This is a genomic window from Micromonospora sp. NPDC003944 (assembly GCF_053605225.1).
In genome coordinates, this window is record NZ_JBSGIV010000025.1 from 1 (window position 1) to 19,407 (window position 19,407).

17 protein-coding genes are annotated in these 19,407 nt (G+C 71.8%); 2 read left to right on the plus strand and 15 right to left on the minus strand.

The window, feature by feature from the left end; translation table 11 throughout:
* Positions 1-49 precede the first annotated feature (49 nt).
* The 6 genes from ACWER9_RS14720 to tmk all read right to left on the minus strand — a co-directional run bounded on the left by ACWER9_RS14720 (position 50) and on the right by tmk (position 5,998).
* On the minus strand, positions 50-889 hold the full coding sequence (locus ACWER9_RS14720; RefSeq protein ID WP_452302331.1) for a PSP1 domain-containing protein: 840 nt from the start codon (positions 887-889) through the stop codon (positions 50-52).
* Between the two features lie 308 nt (positions 890-1,197).
* A complete protein-coding gene (locus ACWER9_RS14725; RefSeq protein ID WP_452302332.1) occupies positions 1,198-1,878 on the minus strand; it encodes a hypothetical protein in 681 nt (226 codons plus the stop codon).
* Positions 1,878-2,183, minus strand: a complete 306-nt coding sequence (locus ACWER9_RS14730) for a type VII secretion target (protein ID WP_357358000.1) — start codon at positions 2,181-2,183, stop codon at positions 1,878-1,880. Before ACWER9_RS14730 ends, ACWER9_RS14725 begins: the two co-directional genes overlap by 1 nt.
* A 1-nt stretch (position 2,184) precedes the next feature.
* A complete protein-coding gene (locus ACWER9_RS14735; RefSeq protein ID WP_053659404.1) occupies positions 2,185-2,514 on the minus strand; it encodes a YbaB/EbfC family nucleoid-associated protein in 330 nt (109 codons plus the stop codon).
* A gap of 122 nt (positions 2,515-2,636) precedes the next feature.
* Positions 2,637-3,899, minus strand: coding sequence for a DNA polymerase III subunit delta' (locus ACWER9_RS14740; protein WP_452302333.1), 1,263 nt, complete (start codon positions 3,897-3,899; stop codon positions 2,637-2,639).
* A complete protein-coding gene (gene tmk / locus ACWER9_RS14745; protein WP_452302386.1) occupies positions 3,899-5,998 on the minus strand; it encodes a dTMP kinase in 2,100 nt (699 codons plus the stop codon). Before tmk ends, ACWER9_RS14740 begins: the two co-directional genes overlap by 1 nt.
* A gap of 306 nt (positions 5,999-6,304) precedes the next feature.
* Between tmk and ACWER9_RS14750 the strand changes: the two genes are divergently transcribed.
* The gene (locus tag ACWER9_RS14750) at positions 6,305-7,513 is read left to right on the plus strand and encodes an amino acid deaminase/aldolase (protein ID WP_452302334.1); all 1,209 of its coding nucleotides are present in this window, start codon (positions 6,305-6,307) and stop codon (positions 7,511-7,513) included.
* A 38-nt stretch (positions 7,514-7,551) separates the two neighbouring features.
* Here the strand turns inward: ACWER9_RS14750 and ACWER9_RS14755 are convergent, their stop codons facing one another.
* Entirely contained in the window at positions 7,552-8,157 is a 606-nt protein-coding gene (locus tag ACWER9_RS14755) for a TetR family transcriptional regulator (RefSeq protein WP_452302335.1), read from the minus strand.
* A gap of 226 nt (positions 8,158-8,383) precedes the next feature.
* Here ACWER9_RS14755 and ACWER9_RS14760 point away from each other — a divergent pair, with 226 nt between their 5' ends.
* Entirely contained in the window at positions 8,384-9,700 is a 1,317-nt protein-coding gene (locus ACWER9_RS14760; RefSeq protein WP_452302336.1) for a D-arabinono-1,4-lactone oxidase, read from the plus strand.
* An 8-nt stretch (positions 9,701-9,708) separates the two neighbouring features.
* Here ACWER9_RS14760 and ACWER9_RS14765 read toward each other — a convergent pair whose 3' ends face one another.
* The 8 genes from ACWER9_RS14765 to ACWER9_RS14800 form a co-directional block, all read right to left on the minus strand.
* Entirely contained in the window at positions 9,709-10,809 is a 1,101-nt protein-coding gene (locus tag ACWER9_RS14765; RefSeq protein ID WP_452302337.1) for a GDSL-type esterase/lipase family protein, read from the minus strand.
* On the minus strand, positions 10,806-11,105 hold the full coding sequence (locus ACWER9_RS14770; protein ID WP_452302338.1) for an antibiotic biosynthesis monooxygenase family protein: 300 nt from the start codon (positions 11,103-11,105) through the stop codon (positions 10,806-10,808). The genes ACWER9_RS14765 and ACWER9_RS14770 overlap by 4 nt, the downstream gene beginning before the upstream one ends.
* A gap of 129 nt (positions 11,106-11,234) precedes the next feature.
* A complete protein-coding gene (topA, locus tag ACWER9_RS14775) occupies positions 11,235-14,075 on the minus strand; it encodes a type I DNA topoisomerase (protein WP_452302339.1) in 2,841 nt (946 codons plus the stop codon).
* A gap of 406 nt (positions 14,076-14,481) precedes the next feature.
* Positions 14,482-15,213, minus strand: coding sequence for a hypothetical protein (locus tag ACWER9_RS14780; RefSeq protein ID WP_452302340.1), 732 nt, complete (start codon positions 15,211-15,213; stop codon positions 14,482-14,484).
* Positions 15,204-15,743 carry a hypothetical protein gene (locus ACWER9_RS14785; RefSeq protein ID WP_452302341.1) on the minus strand — a complete coding sequence of 180 codons (540 nt, stop codon included), beginning with the start codon at positions 15,741-15,743 and terminating at the stop codon, positions 15,204-15,206. The genes ACWER9_RS14780 and ACWER9_RS14785 overlap by 10 nt, the downstream gene beginning before the upstream one ends.
* Before the next feature lie 103 nt (positions 15,744-15,846).
* Positions 15,847-18,207 carry a sodium-translocating pyrophosphatase gene (locus ACWER9_RS14790; RefSeq protein WP_452302342.1) on the minus strand — a complete coding sequence of 787 codons (2,361 nt, stop codon included), beginning with the start codon at positions 18,205-18,207 and terminating at the stop codon, positions 15,847-15,849.
* Positions 18,208-18,523: 316 nt separating this feature from the next.
* Positions 18,524-18,961: an ATP-binding protein gene (locus ACWER9_RS14795; protein ID WP_238684776.1), complete on the minus strand. Its 438-nt coding sequence runs from the start codon at positions 18,959-18,961 to the stop codon at positions 18,524-18,526.
* Complete coding sequence (locus ACWER9_RS14800; protein WP_179781807.1) at positions 18,958-19,314, minus strand: STAS domain-containing protein; 357 nt, start codon at positions 19,312-19,314, stop codon at positions 18,958-18,960. The genes ACWER9_RS14795 and ACWER9_RS14800 overlap by 4 nt, the downstream gene beginning before the upstream one ends.
* Positions 19,315-19,407 lie beyond the last annotated feature (93 nt).

The window sequence follows — 19,407 nt, forward strand, 5'->3', positions numbered from 1 at the left end:
GCGTGCCCCGCCGGGGGGGGGGGGGGGGGGGGGGGGGGGGCCGGGGGTTTTAGGGGGTGTAGTGCTGGTTGTGGGCTTGGCGGGAGCCGCAGACGTCGGCGCGGGAGCACATGGAGCGTGAGCCGTCCGCGTCCAGGCGTACGGTCACCGCGTCGCGGGGGACGCTGTGGCCGACGACCCGGCCGTCACCCTCCGGGGTGGAGACCCGGCTGCCGACCGCCGGGGCGGTTTCCTGGAAGCGCTGGTAGAGCGGGTGCTCGTACTTGAGGCAGCACATCAGTCGGCCGCACGCGCCGGAGATGCGTAGCGGATTGAGGGGCAGGTCCTGGTCCTTGGCCATCCGGATGGTCACCGGCTCGAAGTCGGTGAGGAACGTGGCGCAGCACAGGTCCCGACCGCAGGAGCCGATGCCGCCCTGCACCCGCGCCGAGTCGCGTGCGGAGAGTTGGCGCAGCTCCACCCGACAGTGCAGGGTCGCGCCCAGGTCACGGACCAGGGAACGGAAGTCCACCCGGTGCGGGGCGGTGAAGTAGACGGTGCTGCGCTCGCCGCCGTTCTCGGCGGAGCCGAGCACGTGGTCGACCGCCACCACCTTCATCGGCAGGCCGTGCGAGCGGATCAGTCGCTTGGCGGCCACCTTCGCCTCGGCCTTGCGCCGACGCAACGCCTCGTCCCGGCGTAGGTCGTCGTCGCCGGCAAGCCCGACCAGGCGGGGGAAGCCGTCAGTGTCCTCGGTCACCCACTGCGCGGCCCACACGCACTCCGCCACCTCGGGCCCGTCGTCGGTGGGCACCAGCACCCGGTCGCCCACCTGGGGACGCAACTCACCCGGGTCGAGGTAGTAGAGCCGCCCGTACCGGTTGAAGCTGACCGCGCAGAGCATGCCCATCCCCCCACCCTACGACGGGTCGCGGCGCAGGGCGCACCAGCCGGCCACGCCTCGGCCGCCATTCATGACCGTCGACTCGACCTATTGCCGTGCGGCCCGTCGTGCCGTTGCTCCTCGCCCGGACGGTTGAATCCGGGGCCGGGCAGGAGACAAGAGGTGCCTCGACGGCGTTGAGTGGAGGCAGACCTGCGGGGGGTGCAGGGGGAAGACCACGGCGTCGCCGTGGGCGCCGACTCAGGTCGGGCGCCCGTGAGCGACGCCGTGGCCTGTCCGGAGAGGCGCACCACCCTCGGAAGGCGGTGATCCGGTCACCAACCGACCCGGGTGGGCTGGTCGAAGTGGGGTCGCCCGTCCATTGGCGGACGCCACGCGGTCTCGGCCAGGCTCGGCGACCACTGACGCAGCAGCGTCTCCGCGCCGTCGTACGCCACACAGAGCACCGCAAGCACCCGTGCGCCGATCTCGGCAGCGTCCGCCACGCCGGGCCCGATTGGCCCGGGACGTGTCGACGCGCCGGGGCCGGTGGCGGCGACCACGGCGACCGCCTCGGCCGAGCGGAGCACGTCGGCCAGCGTGCGGGCCAGCGCGAGACGGCTGCCCTCCACCCAGTCGGCGAGGGCGTCGGCGTAACCGGCGGTGGACTCGAGTCGCCCGACGAGGCTGTCCGGCCCTTCGTCGAGGTGGCGCAGCAGCGCGGCCCGCTGTTGCCCGTACGCCGTGGCTGCCGGACCGGACCAGAGCACCTGGTCGGTGAGCGCGGCGGAGACGTCGTCGTACCCCCGGACGAGCCGGCGCACCGCGTGCCCGGCGCTGGCGAGCGGCACCGGGTGCAGGTCGAGGAAGCTGCGGACCGCGTCGCCCGGCAGCACCTGCATGCGGCGCAGCAGGGGCCAGACCCGGTGCCCCTCGGGGACGCCGGCCGCGATGAGCGTGTCCACCCGGCGGAGCAGGTCGAGGCCGGGCTCGGCGAGGCGGTCCAGTGCGTCCATCACGGTTCTCCGGTGAGCCGGCGGCGGGCCGCCCGGTCGACCTCGGCGTAGCGGTCGGCGGCCTCCCGCACCGCCGTCGCGGCGGCGGCGAGTCGACCGGCGGCGGCCCGGGCCTCCCGGGCCCGGTCGTCGGTGGCGGTGGTCCACTGCCGGTGCAGCGCCCGCCCGATCTCCCCCGGGCGGCCCGGCGCGTCGGCGCCGAACGCGGCCTGGGCGGGATCGCTGGCGGTGACGGTGTGCGAAACGACTGTGAGCGTGGCACTCGCCTCGTCCAGCCGGGCGGAGAGCGCGCGCAGTGTGTCCATCTCAGGCTCCCGCGAGCGGTCGGTAGGCGGCGAACGTCTCGTTGTGCAGCTTTTCCCGGGCCCACTCGGCTGCGTCGGCGGCGGCGGTGACCGCAGCCTGCACGGAACCGGCCACGTCGCGCGGGCTGCGGCTGTGCAGTGGCCCGAGGAACCGCACGTCGGTGATCCGCCCGCCGGCGGTGACCACCACCTCGACCAGGCCGTCCGGTGAGCGGACGGTCACCTCGACGGTCGACACCGCCTGGTCGAACTCGGCCTGGAGGGACTCGATCCGGCGGTAGCGTCGCACCGCCTCCTCGATCCAGGCTTCGTCGATCTCCCCGCGCGGCATCGGCCGACTCCTCCCGGGTGATTCATCACTCAGTGTGCTGTCACCGTCACCACGGCACACGGACCGTACCGCACCACAATCGGGCCTGTCGATGCCTGTGGACAACGGCCGGGAGGTGCGGGTCAGCCCTTCCAGAGGGCGAGCATCATCGCCTCGACCGCGATCCGGGGTTTGACGTTCGCCTCGATCGCCGCACGGCAGGCGAGCACGGCCTCCAACCGGCGCAGCGACCCCTCGGCGTCCCACTTCTGCGCGCCGGCACCGGCAAGCGTGGCCGTGTCGGTGTGCACCGGGGCGACGGGTGCGCGCAGCGCCATGGTGAGCGCGTCCCGGTAGAAGCCCGCCAGGTCGACAAGCGCCCGGTCCAGTGCGTCGCGCTGGGCCCGGGTGGCCCGCGACTTCTGCCGCTTCTCCAGCTCCTTGAGCTGCCCGGCGGCACCCCGGATGGCACCCGCCGCGCCCCGGCCGGTGCCGCCCGCGCCGAGCGCGGTCTCCAACGCTGCCCGCTCGGTGGTGTCGGCCTCGGTGACCGACGCCTCGGCCTCCGCCTCGGCCGCCTCGATCAGCGCGGACGCCGCGTCGAACGCCGCGCCGACACCTGTCAACCGGCGTGGCACCGCGAGCACCGCCTCGCGCCGCTTGCGGGCCTCCGGGTCGCGGGCCAGCCGACGGGCACGACCCACGTGGCCCTGCGCGGCCGCCGCCGCCCACTGCGCCACGTCGGGCGCGATGCCGTCCCGCCGGACCAGCACCTCGGCCACCGCGGCGGCCGGCGGCTGCCGCAGGGGTACGACCCGGCAGCGCGACCGGATGGTCACCGAGATGTCGTCCGGGTGGGTGGATGGCGCGCAGAGCAGGAAGACCGTCCGCGGCGGGGGCTCCTCGACCGCCTTGAGCAGCGCGTTGCCGGCGGCCTCGGTGAGCCGGTCGGCGTCCTCGATGACCACCACCTGCCAGCGCCCACCGGAGGGGGTGGTGGCCGCGCGGAGCACGAGCGCGCGCATCTCGTTGACGCCGATGGAGAGCCCCTCCGGCACCACCAGCCGGACGTCGGCGTGGGTGCCGCCCACCGTGGTGCGGCAGCCGGGGCACTCACCGCAGCCGGTGCCGTGCACGCACTGGAGCGCGGCGGCGAACGCCCGTGCGGCGACCGAACGGCCCGAGCCGGGCGGCCCCGTGAAGATCCACGCGTGGGTCATGCCGGCGGACGGATCCACCGCACCGGCCGCGGCGTCGTCGGTCACGGACTCGTCACCGCTGGCCGGGCCGGCGGCAACCAACGCGGGCGCGCCGGCCCGCAGCACGGCGGCGGCTGCGGCGGCTGCGCGGCGCAGCTCGACCACCGCATCGTCCTGACCGACCAGATCGGCGAAGACGTCCGGCATCAGGTCTTGTGCTCCATCGTCACCAGCTCCGCGTCGGATAACTCAGGCTGCACCGAGGTGTCCGGGCCCTGCGCCGGCCGCGGGTGCACGATGCCGCCCGGCTTGCCGAGCATCTCCTCGACCTGCCGACTCACCAGCGCGGTGATCTCGTCGACCGGCCGGGACGCGTCGAGCACCAGATAGCGCTTCGGATCGGCGGCGGCGAGGTCGAGGAACGCGTACCGGACCCGCTCGTGGAAGGCGATCGACTCGGCTTCCAGTCGGTCGGTGCCGGTGTTGCGCGAGGCCACCCGGGACAGGCCGGTCTTCGGCTCGACGTCCAGTAGCACCACCAGGTCGGGCTTGAGCCCGCCGGTGGCCCAGGAGGAGAGCCAGGAGACCTCGTCGACCGGGAGTGTCCGGCCGGCGCCCTGGTACGCCAGGGACGAGTCGACGTACCTGTCGCTGATCACCACGCCGCCACGGACCAGTGCGGGCCGGACGACGGTGGCCACGTGGTGGGCCCGGTCGGCGGCGTAGAGCAGCGCCTCGGCCCGGGGGGAGGGCGCGTCGTCGCCGGAGGTGTCCAGCACCAGCGACCGGATCCGCCGGCCGACGCCGGTGGCTCCGGGCTCGCGGGTGACCACGACGTCGCGTCCCTGGCCGCGCAGCCGCTCGGAGAGCGCGGTGAGCTGGGTGGACTTCCCCGCGCCCTCGCCGCCCTCGAAGACCACGAAGAGCCCGGCGGAGACGAACGGCTCGGCGGGCATCAGCGGGCGACCCCGGATGGAGCCCCAGAGGTCGGCGAGGACGGGGACGCCCTTCTTGTCATCCATCTGGCCGAACGCGCTGATCCCGGCGAAGATGCCGGCGGCACCGGCGGCGAGCAGCAGCAGTCGGGTGGAGGAGACGGAGATGCCGAGGTCGGCGATCTCCAGCTTGCGCGAGCCGCCGACGCCGACAAGCACGCTGCTCAGCCCGATGGCCAGGATCAGCACCAGTCGGGTGCCGATCTGCACCACCGCGAAGACCCGGCCGCGCACCTCGTCGGCCACCTCCCCGCCCAGCAGCGTGGTGCCGGCCAGGAAGGCCATGCCGGCGCCGGCACCGACAAGCACCGCGCCGACGATCGCCATGGACAGGTGGATGGCGAAGGCGAGGGTCATCACGGCGGCGCTCGCCAGCACGATGCTCATGCCGAACCAGCGACGCCGGGACATCTCCTTGACGACCATCGGACCGAGCCCGATGCCGAGCGCCAGACCGACGAAGATCGCGCCGAAGAGCAGCGAGAACGCGGCATCGCCGGCGCCAAGCGAGTTGGCGAAGAACTTGGCCGTGCCGACCACGATGCCGCCGCCGGCGAACGCGCCGAAGATGCCCAGCACCAGGCCGCGGACGAGCGGGGTCTGGCCGATGTACTTCCAGCCCTCGGAGAACTGCCGGAACATGCTCTGCTCGGAACGCTCCGCCTCGCCGCGCTGCGCCTCGCTGATCTCCTTGATCCCGAACGCCACCACCAACGCGGTGGCGAGCCGGGAGAAGGCGTTGAACCAGAGTGCGAGCTGGGCCGGCTCGGCCCACGACGGCAGATCGCCGCCCACCGCGCCTCTGACACCACGGTCGAGCACGGCGAGACCGATGGCCGCGGCCACCGGGGTGAGGCCGTACGTGGTGATCAACGTGAGCTGGTTGGCCGCCTCCAGGCGGGCCCGTGGGATCAGGTTCGGGACCGCGGCCTCCTTGGCCGGGATCCAGAGCAGGGTGAGCGACTCGATCAGGAAGGTGGCGATCAGCGCCCAGCCGACCACCAGGCCACCGGCGGCGCCGCTGAGGGCGTAGAGCGGAATGGAGGCGAAGAGCACGAAGCGCAGCAGGTCACAGATGACCATCGTCCAGCGCCTGTCGAACCGGTCGGCGAAGACGCCGGCCACCGGGCCGAGCACCAGCGCGGGCAGCAGTCGGATCGCGGTGACCCCGCCGAACGCGGCGCCCTGGGCGGTGCTGCCCTGCACCTGCGAGGCGGCGAAGAGGGCGGTGGCGAGCAGGCCGAGCCAGTCACCGAAGGAGGCGGCGCCGAGCACGATCCAGAGCCGGCGGAACGGCTGGATGCGCAGCACGGACCGGATGGCGGCGTAACCGGACGGATCCGCCTGACCACCGCTGGACGGGTTGGCGCCGTTGCCCGACTTGTCGCTCGAACGCGACACGCCGGGCGACTCGCCGCTGTTCTGGCTTTCGATGGCCGTACCTCCACGTGCCGGCCCATCGCTGGGCACCTCCGGTGCAACACTCTAGACCCGGTGGGGGCCACCCCCGGGCGACATTCTCCTGCTCGCTGAGCCTAGGCCGCCGGAGCCGCCGCCCGCAGCCCGGACGTACGCGAGGGTATTTCGCATTCTCCGTCGGACAGTTAGCGTGCACACGTGGCCATCGAAAGCGACAAACTTCGCGAGCGCCTGGATCGGGCGACTGCCCACCTCGACCCCCCGTACGCGGTGGTCGACCTCACCGCCTTCGACGCCAATACGGCCGCCCTGGCCGAACGCGCCGCTGGCAAGCCGGTTCGCCTCGCCAGCAAGTCGGTCCGCAGCTCCGCGCTGATCAGTCGAGCCCTCGGTCGACCCGGCTGGCAGGGCGTGATGGCGTTCACGGTGCCCGAGGCGATCTGGCTGGTCCGCGCCGGCGTCAGCGACGACGTGCTCGTCGCGTACCCGAGCGCCGACCGGGCCGCCCTCGCCGAGCTGGGCGCCGACCCGACTCTCGCCGCCGCGATCACCCTGATGATCGACAGCGCCGGCCAGCTCGACTTCGTCGACGCCGTCGCGGCCCCCGGGCAGCGCGCCGAGCTACGACTCTGCCTGGACCTGGACGCCTCCTGGCGACCGCTGCGGGGGCGGGTGCACGTCGGCGTCCGCCGCTCACCCGTGCACAGCGCGCGGGCAGCCGGCGCGCTCGCCGCCGCCGTCGCCGGGCGGCCCGGCTTCCGGTTGGTCGGGCTCATGTCGTACGAGGCCCAGATCGCCGGCCTGGGCGACGCGCCGCCGGGGCAGACGCTGCTTGCCGGCGCGATCAGGCTGGCCCAGCGCGGGTCGTACCGCGAGTTGCTGGCCCGCCGTGGTGCGGCGGTCGCCGCCGTACGCGAACACGCCGACCTGGAGTTCGTCAACGGCGGTGGCACCGGCAGTGTGGCCGCGACAAGCGCCGATCCCGCGGTCACCGAGATCACCGCGGGATCGGGCCTGTACGGGCCGACGCTGTTCGACGCGTACCGCGCCTGGCGGCCCACCCCGGCGGCGTTCTTCGCCTGCGCGGTGGTTCGCCGGCCGACGCCGGAGCTGGCGACGGTGCTCGGTGGCGGCTGGATCGCCTCCGGCCCGGCCGCCGACAGTCGACTGCCCCGGCCGTGGCTACCGGCGGGGCTGAAACTGGTCGGCACCGAGGGCGCCGGCGAGGTGCAGACCCCGCTGTCCGGAGCGGCGGCGACCGATCTGCGCGTCGGCGACCGGGTGTGGTTCCGGCACGCCAAGGCGGGTGAGCTGTGTGAACGGGTCAACGAGCTGCACCTGATCGAGGGGGACGCGGTCGTGGCGACAGTCCCCACCTACCGGGGTGAGGGGCGGGCCTTTCTCTGAGACCGAACATCCAGCCGAGGCCCGCGCCCCCTGCCGACTCAGACGGGCTGGACCGCCTCGGCCTGCTTACCGGCGGTGGAGTGGCCGTCGTCCGGGGCGTCGACCTGGCGGTGCAGGTACTCCCGGATCAGCGCCTTCGCCTCCAGCAGCACCCGTTCGTCACCGTCGGACTTCCGGCGGAACGCGAGCTTGATCAGCGCGTCCGCCGCCTCGACCGCGATCTCCAGTACGAAGCGCAGCTTGGGCACGTCGGTGAGCCCGAAACGCTCGGTGAGCACCCGGGCCAACTGGTCGGCGATCACGCCGTTGTTGTCCCGCTGCTCGTCGAGCAGGTGCAGGTCGACCACGTCGCCGAAGTGCAGGGTACGGAAGCCGGGGACGGTGCGGTGCATCGTGATGTACTCGTCGATGCCCGCGTCGACGCCGTCCCACCAGTGGGTCATCTCGTCGGACGCGAACCGCTCGTCGAGGCGCTGGAGGTAGGACTCCATGGTCCGCAGGGTCAACGCCTGCACGATCGCCCGCTTGTCCGGGAAGAACTGGTAGACCGACCCGATCGCCACCTCGGCCCGCTCGGCGAGCAGGGTGGTGGTCAGCCCCTCGTACCCCACCTCGTCGACGAGTTCGGCGCAGGCATCCAACATGCGCTGTACCCGCGCGACACTTCGACCTTGCACCGGTACGCGGCGCAGCGGCCCGGTCGTGGCGGCTGGTGTGGACACTCTGCGCCACCCCCCTTCGACGGATGAACATATCTCCACGTCACGAGTCCGTGACTACCGGTACAACGAGCGGATCGCAATTGCGGTATTTACCAGCTAGAACGTTCCTGATATGAAGTCAGTTCATATTCATGAATGAGGAGCGCGCATGGTCCGCACCGCACCGCTCAGGGCTGGCTGGTCCAACTGGGCCGGGAACCAGCGTGGCAGCGCCAGCGCGATCCTGCGCCCCGGCTCGCCGACCGACGTCGTAGAAGCCGTCCGATCCGCCGCATCCGACGGCGCCCGGCTCCGGGTGACGGGCAGCGGCCACTCGTTCACCGCCGTCGCGCTCGCCGACGACCGTCGGATGGATCTGTCCGACCTGGACACCACGGTAAGCGTCGACGTCGCACGCCGACTGGTCACCGTGCCGGCGGGAATGACCCTGCACACGCTCAACGGACTGCTCGCCCGGCACGGCCTCGCGCTGCCCAACCTGGGCGACATCGACGCGCAGACCGTCGCCGGAGCGATCTCCACCGGCACTCATGGCACCGGCGCCGGCTACGGGTGCCTCTCCACCTTCGTCGAGGCGGTCACCCTGGTCACCGGCACCGGGGAGGTGCTGCGCTGCTCCGCCGACGAGCACCCGGACGTCCTCGCCGCCGCCCGGGTGTCGCTCGGCGCGCTCGGCGTCCTGGTCGAGGTGACCCTGCGCTGCGTGGAGGCCTTCGTGCTACGCGCCCACGAACGCCCGGCCGATCTGGCCGACGTGCTCGGCGAGTTGCCCGCGCTGATCGGCCGACACGACCACGTCGAGTTCTACTGGTTCCCGTACACGTCCCGGGTCCAGGTCAAGGCCAACGACCGGGTACCCGCCAACGACCGGCCACTGCCCCGTTGGCGCGGCTGGTTGGACGACGACTTCCTCTCCAACCGGGTCTTCGCCGGGGCCTGCCGCCTCGGCCGGGCCGTGCCCGCGCTGGCCCCGGGGATCAGCGCGGTCTCCGCCCGCGCCCTCACCGAACGCCAGTACACCGGCCGCTCGGACCGGGTCTTCTGCACCCCGCGCCGGGTCCGCTTCGTGGAGATGGAGTACGGCCTGCCCCGCGAGGCGTTGCCCGAGGCGCTCGCCGCGCTCCGCCGGATCGTGGACGGCCTGCCGTTCAAGGTGCTCTTCCCGGTGGAGGTGCGATTCACCGCCGCCGACGACATCTGGCTGTCGCACGGCTACGGCCGGGACAACGCCTACATCGCCGTGCACCAGTACGTCGGCATGCCGTACGAGCCGTACTTCCGGGCCTTCGAGGAGGTGGCCGCAGGGCTGGGCGGTCGCCCACACTGGGGCAAGCTGCACTACCGCGACGCCGCCTCGCTGGCCACGGCGTACCCCCGCTTCGCGGACTTCCAGGCCGTCCGCGACCGCCTCGACCCCGACCGGGTCTTCACCAACCCCCACCTGACCCACGTCCTCGGGGCCTGACGGCTCCGCTAGAGCCTGAGGTCGTCCAGGTCGACGGCACCGGCCATGGCCTCGGCGCCCCTGTCGTTCAGGTGCATGCCGTCGCCGCTGTCCAGCGCCGGGTGGATGTAATCGAGGGCGGCCGGGTCGGCGACGGCCCCCGCCACGTCGAAGACGGCGTCGAAGGCGTCGGTCGTACGGATCCAGTCGTTCACCTCGCGTCGCGTGGCGAGGCCGGCGGGTGTGCTGATCTCCGGGCCGGCGCCCGCGAACGGGCCGATGGTGGCGGCAACGATCTTCAGCCCGGCGGTGTGGGCACGCCCGGCCAACGTCGTGAAGCCCTCGACGAGGGCGTCGGCGGTGACGGGCGGCTCGCCCAACATGACCGGAAGACCGAGGTCGTTGATACCGAAGTGGACCAGGACGTGGCTCACGGCCGGTATCGAGAGGACGTCCTTGTCGAAGCGGGTCAGCCCGCGTTCGCCGACGGTGTCACGCAGCAGACGGTTGCCGGCGATGCCCTGGTTGACCACCCACCCGCGCTTCAGCCGCCGGTTGAGGAAGTCGACGGACCGTCGGTTCGCGCCGACGGTGGTGCCGACCCCCTCGAACCAGGAGTCTCCGAAGGCCACGGCGACTGCGGTGCCCGGTGGGGTGAGCACGTCGACACCCGAGATGTAGAACCTGGCCTCGACCTGATGGGTCCCCACCAGCACCGGAGACCCGACCTGATCGCCGTCGGCGATGACGGCGACCTCCGCCGGCTTGTGGGAGTGGGTGGCCAGGCCGGTCGGCTCCGGGAGGTAGAGGCTCACCACCAGGCCCGCGCCGGCCGCGACGGGGATGTCGACCGGGTCCGCCACAACCTCGTCACCCGGCGGGACGACGCGATGCTCGGCGCCGCCGAAGGTGAGGGCGACCTGTCGATCGCCGACGGCGACCGTGGCGGCCCCGATGGTCAGCGGGGTGCGGCCGTAGCGGTTCGTCAGCCGTACCCGGAAAGCCTCCCCGCCGCCGGCCAGGTGCAGCACCTGACGAACGGTCTGGTCGGCGAAGCCACGAGGTTCACTGAACTGGAGCGGCTCGTACGGACTGAGCAACCCCGTCCGGAAAGCGGCTGCCCAGGTCATGACTGGTCCAGGTCGGTGGTGGTGCCCTCCTCCATGCTGATCACCGAGTCGATCAGGGAGAAGAACGTCTCGATGCCGGCCCGGTTCGCGCCCCGGCGGCGGGATTCGGCGTAGTCCTCGGACGAGCGCCAGAACACGATGTCCAACCATTCGTCGGACGTCAGCCGGATCAGTCGCGCGCCGAGGTAGCCGGCACGATCGGCCTCGAAGTCGCGCAGCATCGCCGGCCGCGCGGCCAGCAGGGCGTCGGCGCGCTCGGCGGGGACGCGGAAACGGGTGATCTCGACGGTGGTCATGTGCCTCAATCCGTTTGGGTGCTGCGCTCGGAGCCGTTGACGCTCAGATCTTGGACACTTTCCGTTCCGACTGAACGGAAAGTGTCCAAGATCTAGGAGCGCGTGACGATCGGGCGACCGGAAGCGCGGTCACTCCGTGCTGGTGGCGGCCTTGCGCGGGGCGGCTTTCTTCGCCGGAGCCTTCTTCGCCGCCGTCGCCTTGGCCGTCGTGGTCTTCTTCGCGGCCGTGGACTTGCTGGCGGCCGCCGTCTTCTTGGTAGCCGTGGCCTTCTTCGCGGGCGCCTTCTTCGCCGCCGCCTTCTTCCGCGGCGCCGGACCCTTCGCCCGCTTCTCGGCAAGCATCTCGGACGCTTCCTCGAGGCTCAACGCCTCCGGCGTCTGCCCACGCCGCAGCGACGCGTTGACCTCGCCGTCGGTGACGTACGGGCCGAACCGGCCGTCCTTGATCACCAACGGCTTCTCGGTCGCCGGGTCCACGCCCATCTCGCGCAGCGGTGGTGCCGCGGCTCGCCGTCCACGGGTCTTCGGGGCGGCCAGCAGCGCCAGCGCCTCGTCCAGACCGACGGTGAACATCTGGGCCTCGGACTCCAGCGAACGGAACTCCTCGCCCCGCTTCACGTACGGGCCGTAGCGGCCGTTGTTCGCGAAGACCTCGACGCCGTCCGGCGCGACACCGATCAGCCGGGGAAGGCTGAGCAGCTGGAGCGCCTCCTCCAGGCTCAGCGAGTCCGGGGTCTGCGTACGCAGCAGCGACGACTTCCGCTCGCCGCTGGACACGTACGGGCCGAACCGGCCGGACTTGAGCACGATCGGCTCGCCGGTGGCGGGGTCGTCGCCGAGCTTGCGCTCACCGCTGCCGCCGAGGAACAGCTCGTGCACCTTCTCCGGGGTCAGCTCGTCCGGCGCCAGGCCCTCGGGGATCGGCGCCCGGTCGCCCTGGGTGCCGCCGTCCTCGCCCTCGCCCGAAGCCGCGGCCGGTGCGGCCGGAGCCTCGCCCGGCACCGCGCGCTGGAGGTACGGCCCGTACCGGCCGACCCGGACGACGACCTCGCGACCGTCGTCGTCGGTGAAGAGCGGGATGGAGTTGACGCTGCGGGCGTCGATGTCGCTGAGGTTCTCGGTGACCAGCTTCTTGAGCCCGCCGGAACGGGCGATGTCCTGGTCGCCGGCACCGTTGGAGCTGCCGAAGTAGAACGCCGTGAGGAAGTCGACGGCCGCGTGGTCACCGCCGGCGATCTCGTCCAGCTCGTTCTCCATGCTGGCCGTGAAGTCGTAGTCGATCAGGCGGGGGTAGTGCCGCTCCATCAGCCCGATCACCGCGAAGGCCAGGAAGGTCGGGATCATCGCCTGGCCGCGCTTGGTGACGTACCCCCGGTCCTGGATCGTCTGCATGATCGACGCGTAGGTGGACGGGCGGCCGATGCCCAGCTCCTCCAGGGCCTTCACCAGCGACGCCTCGGTGTAGCGCGACGGCGGCTGGGTGTGGTGACCCTGCGCGGCAAGGTCGTCGGCGGTCAGCGGCTGGTCCTTGACCAGGGGCGGCAGCCGACGCTCGGCGTCCTCCGCCTCGGCGTTCTCGTCGTCGCTCGACTCGACGTACGCACGCAGGAAGCCCGGGTCGGTGATGGTCTTGCCGGTCGCGCCGAAGTCGGCTTCCTCCTGAGAGGTGGAGACCGCCCGGATGCGCACGGACACGCTGGAGCCGACCGCGTCGGTCATCTGCGAGGCGATGGTGCGGCGCCAGATCAGCTCGTAGAGCTTGAACTCCTCGGCGGACAGCTCCTTGGCGACCTCGCCCGGGGTGCGGAAGTTGTCCCCCGCCGGGCGGATCGCCTCGTGTGCCTCCTGCGCGTTCTTCACCTTGCCGGTGTACCGGCGCGGCTCCGGCGGGACGCTGCGCTCGCCGTACAGCTCGACGATCTGTCGGCGCGCCGCCGAGATGGCGGTCTCCGACAGGTTGACCGAGTCGGTACGCATATAGGTGATGTAGCCGTTCTCGTACAGGCGCTGCGCGGTGCGCATCGTCTGCTGCGAGGAGAGGCGCAGCTTGCGGGCCGCCTCCTGCTGGAGGGTCGAGGTGATGAACGGCGCGTACGGGCGACGACGGTAGGGCTTCTCCTCCACCCGGGTGACGGTGAACGGCCGCCCGTCCAGCCGGGCCGCGAGACCCCGCGCACCGCTCTCGTCGAGGTGCACGACGCCGGCGCCGGCCCGGACGCGACCGGTGGTCGGCTCGAAGTCCTTACCTGTCGCGATGCGGTCACCGTTCAACGCGATCAGGGTGGCGTTGAAGTTCCGCGGGCCCTCACCGGCGTTGGCCACCGCGAGGGTGGCCAGGATGTCCCAGTACTCGGCGGTGCGGAAGGCCATCCGCTGCCGTTCCCGCTCGACCACGATGCGGGTCGCCACGGACTGCACCCGGCCTGCCGAGAGCCGCGGCATGACCTTCTTCCACAGCACCGGGGAGACCTCGTAGCCGTAGAGACGGTCGAGGATGCGGCGCGCCTCCTGGGCGTCGACCAGATCGCGGTCGATCTCCCTGGGGTTGGCCACCGCTGCCTGGATCGCCGGCTTGGTGATCTCGTGGAAGACCATCCGCTTGACCGGCACCTTGGGCTTGAGCGTCTCGACCAGGTGCCAGGCGATGGCCTCGCCCTCGCGGTCCTCATCTGTCGCCAGGAGGATCTCGTCGACCTCCTTGGCCAGCTTCACCAGCTTGCTGATCTGCTGCTTACGGTCGGCGGAGACGACGTAGAGCGCGTGGAAGCCGTTGTCGACATCCACCCCGAGCCGGGCCCAGGACTCCTTCTTGTACTTGGCCGGCACGTCGGCGGCGTTGCGCGGGAGGTCGCGGACGTGACCGAAGCTGGCCTCCACGACGTACCCCGGGCCGAGGTAGCCCGAGATCGTCTTGGCCTTCGCCGGTGACTCGACGATGACCAGACGGGTGGTTCCAGCGTTGCTCGGCACGTCTCTCCCCGACCTCACTCCTGCTCGTGGCCTGCCGGCGCCCGGACAGCGACCGCTTTCGACCCCACCGCCGCACCGGCGGTCCGGATGTCCAACGTAACGCGCCGCCCGCGTTTCGGGTTTCGCGGGCCGCAAACCGCTTCGGCACTGCCGGACGGCGCCACCGTACACCGTGGGTAGGGCTCGAAGCGGGTCACTGTGACGATGGCGGACCCACGGCTGAGGCGCGACCCGCCCGTTTTCCGCCTGGATCGACCCGCCGGCTGTCCGGCACCGGACACCCGCCCGCCCCACCCCGGGCCGCCGCCCAACCGGGTCGATCAAGGAGTTGTGGTGGGCGTTCTGCCCCCGATCGAGCAGAACATCCCCCAGCACAACTCCATGATCGAGGCACCGAGGGGCGGGGTCAGGTCGGCCAGGCGTTCGTCGGCGCGGCGCGCGGCGGTGCGCCGACCAGCTCGGCGAGGCGGCCCAGCCGGCGGCGGCCGGTGATCCGGTACGCGGGACCGCCGTCAGCCGGGCCGAGCAGCGTCCCGGCCAGTCCGGCTGCGGCGAGCGCGACGCCTATCGGCTCCCAGCACTCCTGGTCGTCGGCGCCCAGCCGCAGCAGGAAGCAGTCGGGAGGCTCCGGCGTCCCGGCGGCGGCGAGCCACAGCCGCAGCCGCCGGCCGGTCAGGTGGAAGGCGGCCGGCGGGCGTTTCGTCGAACCGTGCAGCCAGGCGGCCGCGAGCGGCTTCAAGACCCGGGTGTACGACGTACGAACGGCGTGTCGCTCGTCCCCGGCCGGTTCCCAGCTCGCCGCCAGCCCGCGCGACGCCAGTTCGGCGACGAGCACGTGCACCCGCCAGGCCGCGTCGACCTGCACCGAGAGGCGGGCGGTGCCGCCCATCCGCACGACCTCGCCCGGCCCGGCGAGCAGGCCGGCCAGGTCGGCGACGCTCGGTTCGGCCGCGTCCGCGCCGAAGAAGACAAGTTGCCGGCCCGCGTCGTCACGCTGGGTCGGGCCGCTGCGGGGGGAGGCGTTCTGCGGCGCGCCGCCGCGGCGTCGCCCGGGAGTGGGCGTGTCGGATTCGGGCGCGGGGAACAGCGCCGGGGGTGGCTGTGCCTCCCCGGTGTCACCGAGCCCGCTCAGCGACACTCCGGCACCTCGTCGAATGCCTGTTTCAACTCCTCGGAGTTGAGCTTGCTGGTGTCCAGCGCGCTGGCGTCGTACTCCGTGTTCAGGGTCGCCACGGCGGCCCGCACACCGTCGTAGAAGACGGTCGGCTCGCCGGTGCCCAGGCCGTCGATGGTGTCCCGGGCGCGGCCGTACGCGTCCCGCATCTTCCCCAGTGAGCTGCGGAAACCCGCGGAGATGGCCTCGCCGTTGTCGGTCTCCGGGATGCCCGCCTTCTCGACCTTGCGGCGCGCGGCCTCACTGGCCTGCTCCGCCCCGTCGAAGAGCCGCACCAGGTTCTCCTTGGCCTGCGCCGGCGTGGTCTGCGCGGTCATCTGCTCGTCAGTGCTGCTGGTCAGCTTGTTGATCTCGGAACGCCACGGGGTGAGCGCGCCGCAGACCGAGGCCGCCCAGGCCCGCGGGCTCGGGCCCCCGCCGCAGCCGGCCAGGACGACGATCGTGGCCAGGACCACCGTGAGCTTTCCGGCGGCAGACGCCCGGCACGTACGCATGCGTTGCAGCGTACGGCCTTTGGCCAGGTGTGGCACCGGGCCGGACGGCCGGGGTCCCCGGTCGACGCGCTACGTCGACCGGGGACCCCGGGCCGTTCGTGGATCAGGCGTTGACCGTCTCCGGGCGGTGGTCGGCGCTGCCCGCGCCGGTGCTGCCGTCGACGTCCGAGTCGGACATCGCGATGCCCTTGCGCTTGCTGAACAGCACCGACGCCACGATGATCAGCGTCGCGACCAGCGCGATGCCGACCCGCAGGCCGACGTTGCGGTCGTCGCCGACGCTCCAGGCCACCACGGCGGGCGCGATCAGCAGCGAGACCAGGTTCATCACCTTGATCAGCGGGTTGATCGCCGGGCCGGCGGTGTCCTTGAACGGGTCGCCGACGGTGTCGCCGATGACCGTGGCGGAGTGCGACTCGGAACCCTTGCCGCCGTACGCGCCGTCCTCGACGAGCTTCTTGGCGTTGTCCCAGGCCCCACCGGAGTTGGACAGGAACACCGCCATCAGGGTGCCGGCCCCGATCGCACCGGCCAGGTACGCCGCGAGCGCGCCCGGCCCCAGGCCGAAACCGACAGCGATCGGCGCCAGGATGGCGAGCAGGCCGGGGGTCATCAGCTCGCGCTGCGCGTCCCGGGTGCAGATGTCGACGACCTTGCCGTACTCCGGGCGCTGGGTGCCGTCCATGATGCCGGGCAGGTCACGGAACTGCCGGCGGACCTCCATCACCACGGCACCGGCCGAGCGGGACACCGCGTTGATGGCCAGCCCGGAGAAGAGGAAGACCACCGCCGCACCGATGATCAGGCCGACCAGGTTGCGCGGGTTGGCCACGTTCAGCGAGTTGAGGATCTCGGTGCCGACATCCTGCACTCCCGCGCTGGCGTACGCCGTGCTGAGCGTGTCGGTGTACGAGCCGAACAGCGCGGTCGCGGCGAGCACCGCCGTGGCGATCGCGATGCCCTTGGTGATCGCCTTGGTGGTGTTACCGACCGCGTCCAGCTCGGTGAGCGTGCGCGCGCCCTGCTCGTCGATGTCGCCGGACATCTCGGCGATGCCCTGGGCGTTGTCGGAGATCGGCCCGAAGGTGTCCATCGCGACGATGACGCCGACAGTGGTGAGTAGGCCGGTGCCGGCAAGCGCCACCGCGAACAGCGACAGCGTGATGGAGCTGCCGCCGAGGAGGAAGGCGCCGAAGACGCCGGCACCGATCAGCAGCGCGGAGTAGACCGCCGACTCCAGCCCGATGCTGATGCCGGCCAGGATCACGGTCGCCGCACCGGTCTGCGAGCTCTTGCCGATGTCCTGCACCGGCCGCCGGTTGGTCTCGGTGAAGTAGCCGGTCAACGCCTGGATCGCGGCGGCCAACACGATGCCGATCACGACGGCGCCGATCGCCACGATCCGGGGGTCACGGTCGGTGAAGCCGAGGCCACCGTCCAGCTCGGCGAAGGTGGCCGGCAGGTACGCGTAGGCGGCGATCGCCACCAGCACCGCGGAGAGCACCGCCGAGAGGTAGAACGCCCGGTTGATCGCGGTCAGGCCGTTGCGGTCGGACGTGCGCAGCCGGGTGATGAAGACGCCGACGATCGCGATCAGCACACCGATGGTGGAGATGATCAGCGGGAAGACCAGGCCCTCCTGGCCGAACGCGGCCCGGCCGAGGATCAGCGCGGCGACAAGCGTGACCGCGTACGACTCGAACAGGTCGGCGGCCATACCGGCGCAGTCACCGACGTTGTCGCCCACGTTGTCGGCGATGGTGGCGGCGTTGCGCGGGTCGTCCTCGGGGATGCCCTGCTCGACCTTGCCGACCAGGTCGGCGCCGACGTCGGCGGCCTTGGTGAAGATGCCGCCGCCGACCCGCATGAACATCGCGAGCAGCGCGGCACCGAAGCCGAAGCCCTCCAGCACTGTGGGCGCGTCACCCCGGTAGAGGAGGACGACGAGCGCCGCACCGAAGAGGCCGAGGCCGACGGTGAAGAAGCCGACGACACCGCCCGTCCGGAAGGCGATCTTCATGGCCGCCTCGCGGCCGCCTGCTCGCTCCCTCGCGGCGGCGGCTACCCGCAGGTTGGCTCGGGTCGCCAGCCACATGCCGGCGCCGCCGATGAACGCGCTGAAGAGGGCGCCCACCACGAAGAAGAGTGAGCGGCCGATCTTCACCGCCAGCTCGCTGCCGTCGGTGTCGTGCACCGGAAGCAGGAAGAGCAGCACGACGGCGACGACAACGAAGATCGCCAGGGTGCGGAACTGTCGGAGCAGGTAGGCCGAGGCGCCCTCCTGGACCGCCCCCGAGATCTCCTGCATTTTCTCGGTGCCCTTACCAGCGGCCAGCACCGTTTTCGTCAGGGCGGCAGCGAAACCGAGCGCCACCAGCGCGACAACCGCGGCGATGGCGACATAGGTGACATTGCTTCCGGTAAGGGAAAGCCCGCCGCCGTCGGCGGCCAAGGTCCCGGACATCTGTGTCCTCCTGTTACCGAACAATCGCGCCGGTGAGTGGAGACGCACTGACCGACGCCTGGATGCGGACTCGCAAGCGCGCGCCAACCCACCAGCGGACCAGCGATGACCACCCATACCCGCTGGCTGCGGGATGGGTCACTTGCTGACAACCCGGGTACTGTAGCCCTCCGCAGTGTTGGAGGTCACACCAAGGTGGCACCGTGTCGCGATGATCTTCGTCGCTGTGTTATGAAACGAAATCTGATATAGGGCCCGATCCATGCAAAGAAGGCCGCATCCCCAGCAGGGGACGCGGCCTACGCAGCGGAAGTGGTCAGCGGCCGACCGGCCACACCATCCGCACCTCGGTGCCGATGCCCTCGTCGACCGGGCGCACCTGAAGGTCCTCGACGAAGCCGGCGAGCAGCGCGAAGCCGACGCCGGTGGTCAGCGCCTCATCGGTGAGCGCCTCGTTTGCCAGCTCGTCCGGCGGCAGGGCGGTCAGACCGATGCCCGCCTCGATCGGCGCCCGGTCCACCACCCGCACCGCGTACGAGCCACCGTCGGACATCTCGACAAGCACCGGGTCGGCCAGACCGTACTGCCTGTGCAGGGCCACCGCACGCGTGCACGCCTCACCGATGGCCAGGCGCACCTCGTCCAGCAGGTCCTCCCGGACCCCGGCCCGCCGGGCGACGGCGACGCCGACCAGGCGGGCGGTGCGCACGTGCACCGGGGCGGGCGAGAACGAGAGCTTGACTGTCGCCATCACGCGCCGGCGCCCGCCGAGTCGGCGCTGATCGCCGCGTCGACCGTCGGGTGCAGCGGGAACACCTGGTCCAGTGCGGTGATCCGGAAGATCTTGAGCAGCGGCTCCTTGTCGCAGACCAGGGCGAACGAACCACCGGCCGAGCGGAGCCGCTTGAGCGCGCCGACGAGCACGCCCAGCCCGGTGGAGTCGAGGAAGTCCACCCGACCGAGGTCGACCACCACGTGCCGAGCCCCACCGTCGATCAGTTCGAGGAGTCGTTCGCGGAGCCGGGGCGCGGTGTAGACGTCCACCTCACCACCGACCTCGAGCACCGTGTGCTCGCCCACGGTGCGGGTCGCCAGCGACAGCTCCATCGGTCCTCCTCGCCAGAGCCGTAAACTCTCGTGGGCATCTAACCACTACCGCCGGGGCGGCCTGCGGACACCAGCGGAGGCTTTCCCTTACCC